Annotated in this window: 3 protein-coding genes and 1 pseudogene; 2 read left to right on the plus strand and 2 right to left on the minus strand. The window is 73.8% G+C overall.

Annotation, left to right across the window (positions count from 1 at the left end; genetic code table 11):
* The coding region (locus tag IEZ01_RS36140) for a transposase (RefSeq protein ID WP_189204779.1) at positions 1 to 154 on the minus strand (154 nt) is incomplete at its 3' end.
* A gap of 256 nt (positions 155 to 410) precedes the next feature.
* Positions 411 to 1,230, minus strand: a pseudogene (locus IEZ01_RS29650) (IS5 family transposase); the annotation flags it as partial.
* A gap of 291 nt (positions 1,231 to 1,521) precedes the next feature.
* On the opposite strand from IEZ01_RS29650, the gene IEZ01_RS29655 reads away from it, so the two are divergent.
* Together IEZ01_RS29655 and IEZ01_RS29660 are read left to right on the plus strand one after the other, a co-directional pair.
* Positions 1,522 to 3,963, plus strand: a complete 2,442-nt coding sequence (locus tag IEZ01_RS29655; protein WP_189204781.1) for a serine/threonine-protein kinase — start codon at positions 1,522 to 1,524, stop codon at positions 3,961 to 3,963.
* 180 nt (positions 3,964 to 4,143) lie between these two features.
* Positions 4,144 to 6,363: protein kinase (locus IEZ01_RS29660; RefSeq protein ID WP_229833284.1), on the plus strand; the 2,220-nt coding region annotated here is incomplete at its 3' end.

Here is a 6,363-nt window from a genome sequence, read left to right on the forward strand (position 1 = left end):
TGTCCTGGTTGACCCAGTTCCGCAGTCCCTCGGGGCTGACGCCGATGTCCCGGGCGATCTCGGTGACCGTCTTGCACCACGAGTACACCAGAGCCACCGCGTCGCACTTGAACTCGGGCGTGTACCGCTTGCTCGTATCGCTCTTCTTGCTCACTACCTGGAACTGCTTCCTCCGGGACCGTCCGTCCCAGTATCAGGCTGTCCGGGCAGCGGGGGAACTTCAGAGCCGTTGCGCAGAAGCCGTTTGGTTCAGGAAGACCTCGAAGTCCGCTCCTGACTCCAGCTCGGCCAGAGCTGCACGCGAAGAGAGGCAGCCATCCTGGGACAGTGCGGATTGCAGGGCGTCTCGATTCATGCGATCGGTCTGCCGGGCCGGCCAAGGACAGCACCTGGCTGTGGGTGATCGGGCAGCACGCGAGCTTGAGGAAGGCTTCGTGGATGTCGGATCGGCGTTCCCAGCGGACGCGGAGTCTTCTGAAACCGTGGAGCCAGGCGAAGGTGCACCCGACGACCTATCAGTAGGCGCCCAGGCCGCTGCCATGGGCTGTGCCGCAGCGGGCGATGACGGGGAGAATCCGACGGGCCCGGACCTGATCGCAGTAGATGTCGTGGTCGTAGCCGCGGTCGGCGAAGACCGACCTGGGCTTGCGGCGGGGCCGTCCGGGTCTGCCTCGGGACGGGTGGGATGGCGTCGAGCAGGGGCATGAGCTGGGTGACGGCGTTTCGGTTGTCGCCGGTGAGGATGACGGTGAGCGGGGTGCCGTGGCCGTCGGCGATCAGGTGGTGTTTGGAGCCTGCCCGTCCCCGGCCGACTGGTGACGGGCCTGTGTGGAGCCCCCTTTTTGACGCTCTGACGTCTCTGGGGTCGACGATTGCCCACGACCAGTCGAGGCGGGCGGCGGCGTTCAGCTCGGCCAGCAGCACCTCGTGCAGCTGTTGCCAGACGTCGGCCTTGTTTCAGTCCCGCAGCCGGCGCCAGCACGTCATACCGGACCTGAAGCCGAGCGCCTGGGGCAGGCACTGGACGCCGGTGTGCAGCACGAGAAGGATCCCGCACAGCACCTGCCGGTCCGCAACCGGCTTGCGGCCCAGGTACCCGAACCGCCTCTCCCGCTTCGGCAGGAGCGGCTCGATCCCTTCCCAGAGATCATCCAACGTGATCCACGCAGAGCCCGTCGGCGGGCTGCCGGCGGTCCCGTACAGACGGGCTGTGGAGTATGCCTTTGGCATCTGCCGTCCCTGGGGCTGGTGTTGAGCGTGAGCCCTGACAGAGGGGTGAGGGGAGGGAGGCGCGGGGCGGGGGGCGTCGGGGGAGGCGCGCCGTCGGGGGAGCGGTGACCTGTGTCGTGAGTGGTGGCATGGTGGGAACCGTTCACTCCCGGGTCGTCGTGTCGGTGTGCGGACCCCGGAGCAGTGCCTGCCCCGGGGTGAGGGACAATGGACCCTCTTCCAGGGCGGGTTACCGCATCGCGCGGGAAGCGGCAGGCGCGGGCGAAGATTCAGGGATCGCAGAGGGGACGCATGTCGGAGTCGGAGCAGTCGCGGGACACGGCGCGGGAACCCCGGCGGGACGCGGTCACGGACGTCGAACCGGGTGGCGGCGCGGCCGCCGGAGCCGACCGCGACGGGGACGCCGTCCCCGCGCAGCGGGCCAAGGGTACGGCTGGGGACGCCGAGCGTCCCTCGGGCGCGGAGGCCGGCGGAGACCGCGGCGGTGAGGCCAAGGACGCGTCCGACGCCACGCCGGCCGCCGACTCGGCGTCGGACAAGGCGCCGAAGCCCGCGCTCACCAAGCCGGAGCCGTCCCCGGAGCCGTCCAAGGCTGACGCCCCGAAGGCGGACGCGGCCAAGCCCACCGCACCCAAGCCTGACGCGCCGAAGGCTGACGGCCCGAAGCCCGACGCGGCCAAGGTCGACGTGTCCAAGGCTGACGCCCCGAAGCCCGCCACACCCAAGTCCGCCACACCCAAGTCCGCCACACCCAAGTCCGAGACCCCCGCGTCCGAGACCCCCGCGTCCGACGCGCCCAAGGACGCCAGGCCCCGAAGCGGCAAGGAGAGCGCGGGCGCCGTTCCGGCCGCGCGGGCCGTCACCACCGAAGGGCGGCTGCTCGCCCGGCGCTACCGGCTGGGCGCCGTGCTCGGGCGGGGTGGCATGGGCACCGTCTGGCGGGCCGTCGACGAGACGCTCGGGCGGACCGTCGCCGTCAAGGAACTGCGCTTCCCCAGCAGCATCGACGAGGACGAGAAGCGCCGCCTGATCACCCGTACGCTGCGCGAGGCGAAGGCCATCGCCCGGATCCGTAACAACGGCGCCGTGACCGTCTACGACGTCGTCGACGAGGACGACCGCCCATGGATCGTCATGGAGCTCGTCGAGGGCAAGTCGCTCGCGGAGGCCGTCCGCGAGGACGGCACCCTCACCCCGCGCCGCGCCGCCGAGGTCGGACTCGCCATTCTCGACGTGCTGCGCTCGGCGCACCGCGAGGGCATCCTGCACCGCGACGTGAAGCCGTCCAACGTCCTGATCGCCGAGGACGGCCGGGTCGTCCTCACCGACTTCGGCATCGCCCAGGTCGAGGGCGACCCGTCCATCACCTCCACCGGCATGCTCGTCGGCGCGCCCTCGTACATCTCGCCCGAGCGGGCCCGCGGCCACAAGCCGGGCCCCGCCGCCGACATGTGGTCGCTCGGCGGACTGCTGTACGCGAGCGTGGAGGGCAGCCCGCCCTACGACAAGGGCTCCGCGATCGCGACGCTGACCGCGGTGATGACCGAGCCGGTCGACCCGCCGAAGAACGCCGGTCCGTTGCTGGAGAAGGTCATCTACGGCCTGCTGGCGAAGGACCCCGCCGAGCGGCTCGACGACGCCGGCGCGCGTGCGCTGCTCAACGCCGTCATCCACGCGCCCGAGCCGGCCACCGTCGAGCCCGAGCCCTCGTCGGAGGCCACCCGCGTCGTCGCGCTGCCTCCGCTCCCGCCCGCGCCGCCGGAGAACCGCACCAAGGAGAAGGCGAAGGAGGCCGCCGACCTCGCCGCGGAGCGGATGCGCGGTGCGCTGAAGTCCGTACGGAACGCCGCGGCCGCCGCCGCCACCGCGGCGACCGCCGCCGCGAAGTCCGAGCCGAAGCAGCCGGCTCCGCCGCCGGTCAACGGCAGCCCGGCCCGGCCCGCGCCCCCGCGCGCGCCGATCACCGACGTCGTGCCCCGGCGCACGCTCGTCATCATCGCGGTCGTGGCCGTCCTGGCCGTGCTCTCCACCGTCCTCTACTTCGCGCTGGGCGGGGAGGACGACACCGGAGGCAAGGGCAAGGGCGGCCAAGCCGCGACGGCGGGCAGCACCGCCTCCGGCGGCGGCCAGGGCAAGGACGGCGACACCGCGCAGGACCCTGACAAGGGCCAGGGCTCCACCCAGGGCCAGGACGCGGGCAAGAACCCGGACGGTGCGGCCGCCGGTCAGGGCCAGAAGCCGGGCCAGGGCAGCGGTGGCAGCCCCGCGCCCGGGACCAGCGCCGGCACGGGCGGGGCGGCCCCCGCCGTCTCCACGTACCGGCACGCGCAGGGCTTCACGATCGGCCTGCCCAAGGGGTGGAAGTACGTCTCCACGAGCGCGGCCGGAGCCCGGTTCACCGGCCCGGACAACGCGCGTCTGCTCGTCGGCTGGACCACTACGCCCAAGGCCGACCCGGTCGCCGACTGGCTGGCCCAGGAGGTCTTCATGCGCCGCTCCGGATACAAGCGCGAGCGCATAGAGAAGGCGGAGTACCGCGGCTGGCCCACGGCCGACTGGGAGTTCACCTTCTCCGAGGACGGCGAGAGGTACCGGTCGATCGACCGCGGTTTCGTGGTGAACCGCAAGCTCGGCTACGGCCTGATGTTCACCGCCAAGGACGCCCAGTGGAAGTCGGCCGCCGTCCAGGGGACGTGGCAGACCTTCACCACCACCTTCGCGCCGAAGGCCTGACCCGACGAGCTCTGTGAGCCGGTGAAAACACCCGTCCCTTTACCGCGGGTGGGTAGGGCCACGTATCGTGAGAGCTCATGGGCGGTGCGCAACCACAACGGGCCTGAGACGGACCGTAAATGACGGGTTCCGCACGGCTCGCGGGACCGGGGGACGGCGCGCTGGTGGGGAGGCGATGACGTGGACGAATACGCGGGACGGGTGCTCGCCGACCGCTACCGCCTGCCGCTGCCGCCCTCCGACGAGTACGAACTCGTCGAGACGCGCGCCTTCGACACCTACAGCGGCCAGGAAGTACTGGTCCGCCAACTGCCCCTGCCGGAGGTCGTCGACGCCGAGGTTCTCGACGGCGACGGAGCCGCCGGGCGCACACCCCCCCGGCGCACGCCGGGGCGGGCGACCCGCCGCCCCACGGACCCGGCCGTGCGGCGGGCCATGGAGGCTGCACAGGCCGCCGCCCAGATCCCGGACCACCCCCGCCTCGACCAGGTCTTCGACGTGTTCGCCGAGGGGGGCTCGCTGTGGATAGTGAGTGAGCTCGTCGCCGCCCGCCCCCTGGCGGCGCTCCTCGCCGAACGGCCCCTGAGCCCCTACCGCGCCGCCGAGATAGGCGCCGACGTCCTCACCGCGCTGCGCGCCCTGCACGCACACGGCTGGACCCACCGCAACATCACCGCCCGTACGGTCCTGGTCTGCGACGACGGCAGGGTCGTCCTGACCGGCCTCGCGGCGGGCGCGGCGGAAGAGGCGCTGTGCGGCTACGCCCCCATCCCCGACCCCGACTTGGGCCCCGGGCCCGTGGCCGAGGACGCCACCCCGCCCGAGTCCGGCCAGGACCCGGCGTACGGCGCACATCCGGACGACGACGAGCCCGGCGCCGGGCCCTTGGTCCCCGGCGCCCGTCCCGAGCCGGCCGCGTCCCCGGCGACGGCGGACGTGCGCGCGGCCCGCGCGGGCGCCATCGCCGCCTACCGGGCCGGAGCCCGTGCTGCCGCCCGCGTCGACGACGCCGAGACCTCCGTCCTCCCCCCGGCTCCGCCGCCGCGGGCCGCCGACGGTTACGACCCGCAGTGGTGGTCGCAGGCCGCCGAAGACGAGGACGACGAGACCGAGTACGGACCCGAGTACGGATCGGGGGGCAGCGAGGACGACACTCCGCCGCGCGGCGGCGGGACGCCGCGTGCGCTGCTCACCGGGACGTGGCACGACGGCCCGGCCGGGCGGGACGGCTCCCGGCCCGTGCCGGCCGGTGGCGGGGGCCGCCCCGCCCTGCCCGCGGGATACCGGCCGCGCGAGGTCGCTCCGGTCGCCCCGGCCGCCGACGTCAGTTGGCACAGCGTCAGCGGCGGTGAAGCCCTGCGTGCCGACTCCCAGCGCCGCGCCGCCGCGCCGTCGCCCGCACCTGCCACCGGCCCCGGCGGCTGGGAGGAGGTCGTCGCGGGAGGCCCCGCCCCGGCCCCCTACCGCGGCCCGGCCACCCCGCTCGCCGCCGAGCGGGCCCGGCAGGCCCGGATCATGGTCGTCGGAGCCGTCACCGAACGCTGGGCGCCCGAACAGGCCGGCCCCGTCCACGAGAACTGGCAGCTCGCCCCGCCCATCGGCCCGTCCACCGACCTGTGGGCCCTCGGCGCGCTGCTCTACCGCGCCGTCCAGGGCCACGCGCCCTACCCGGAGGAGAACGCCGCCGAGCTCGTCCAGCTGGTCTGCTCGGAGCCGCCCGCCTTCGCCGAGGAGTGCGGCCCCCTGCGCCCGGTCGTCGAGTCGCTGCTGCGCCAGGACCCCACGGAGCGGCCCGACTTCGAGGAGCTCCGCGGCTGGCTGCGCTCGCTCGTCCGCTCCGCGCCGGAGCCCGAGGCGGGTACGGACGTCGTACCGCTGCCGTCCGCCGACGACACCCGGCTGCCCATCGTGCGCCGCCGCGGTGAGCTGGTGCGCAAGCGGCGCGGGGGCGCGGCGGCGCAAGGCCGGCACCGCCATCGCAAGACCAAGGAGCCTCGTCAGTCCCGTCTGCCCCGTCAGTCCCGCCGGCCGAGCGTGCCCCGCCAGTCGCCGGGGTCTCACGAGCCTCAGGGCTTGGGACGGGGCAGCGCCGCCTACAGCCGTTCCGAGGGCTACAGCCGCCCGGAGAACCCGGGCAGACCGCAGGCGCCGGGACGCACCCCCCGGTCCCTCGGCCGCAACCTGCTGCTCCTGATACTGCTTCTGCTGGCCGGAGCGGTGGCGTACGCCATGCTGTTCATGCCCAAGTCCGGCGAACAGGGCGGCAAGGACGGGACGGACGGCAGGACCCCGGCCCAGCAGCAGCCCGGTGCTCAGCCCACCGCCCCGGCGAACACCACACCCGGCAGGCCGACCACACCCAGCACGGCCACCTCGCCCGCCGCACCGGTCACCGGGCCG

The organism is Streptomyces purpureus, from assembly GCF_014648195.1.
Lineage (GTDB): Bacteria > Actinomycetota > Actinomycetes > Streptomycetales > Streptomycetaceae > Streptomyces > Streptomyces purpureus.

Coding starts and splice junctions, on each gene's coding strand:
- IEZ01_RS29655 (WP_189204781.1), top strand. CDS start 1,522: ATGTCGGAGTCGGAGCAGTCGCGGGACACGGCGCGGGAACCCCGGCGG.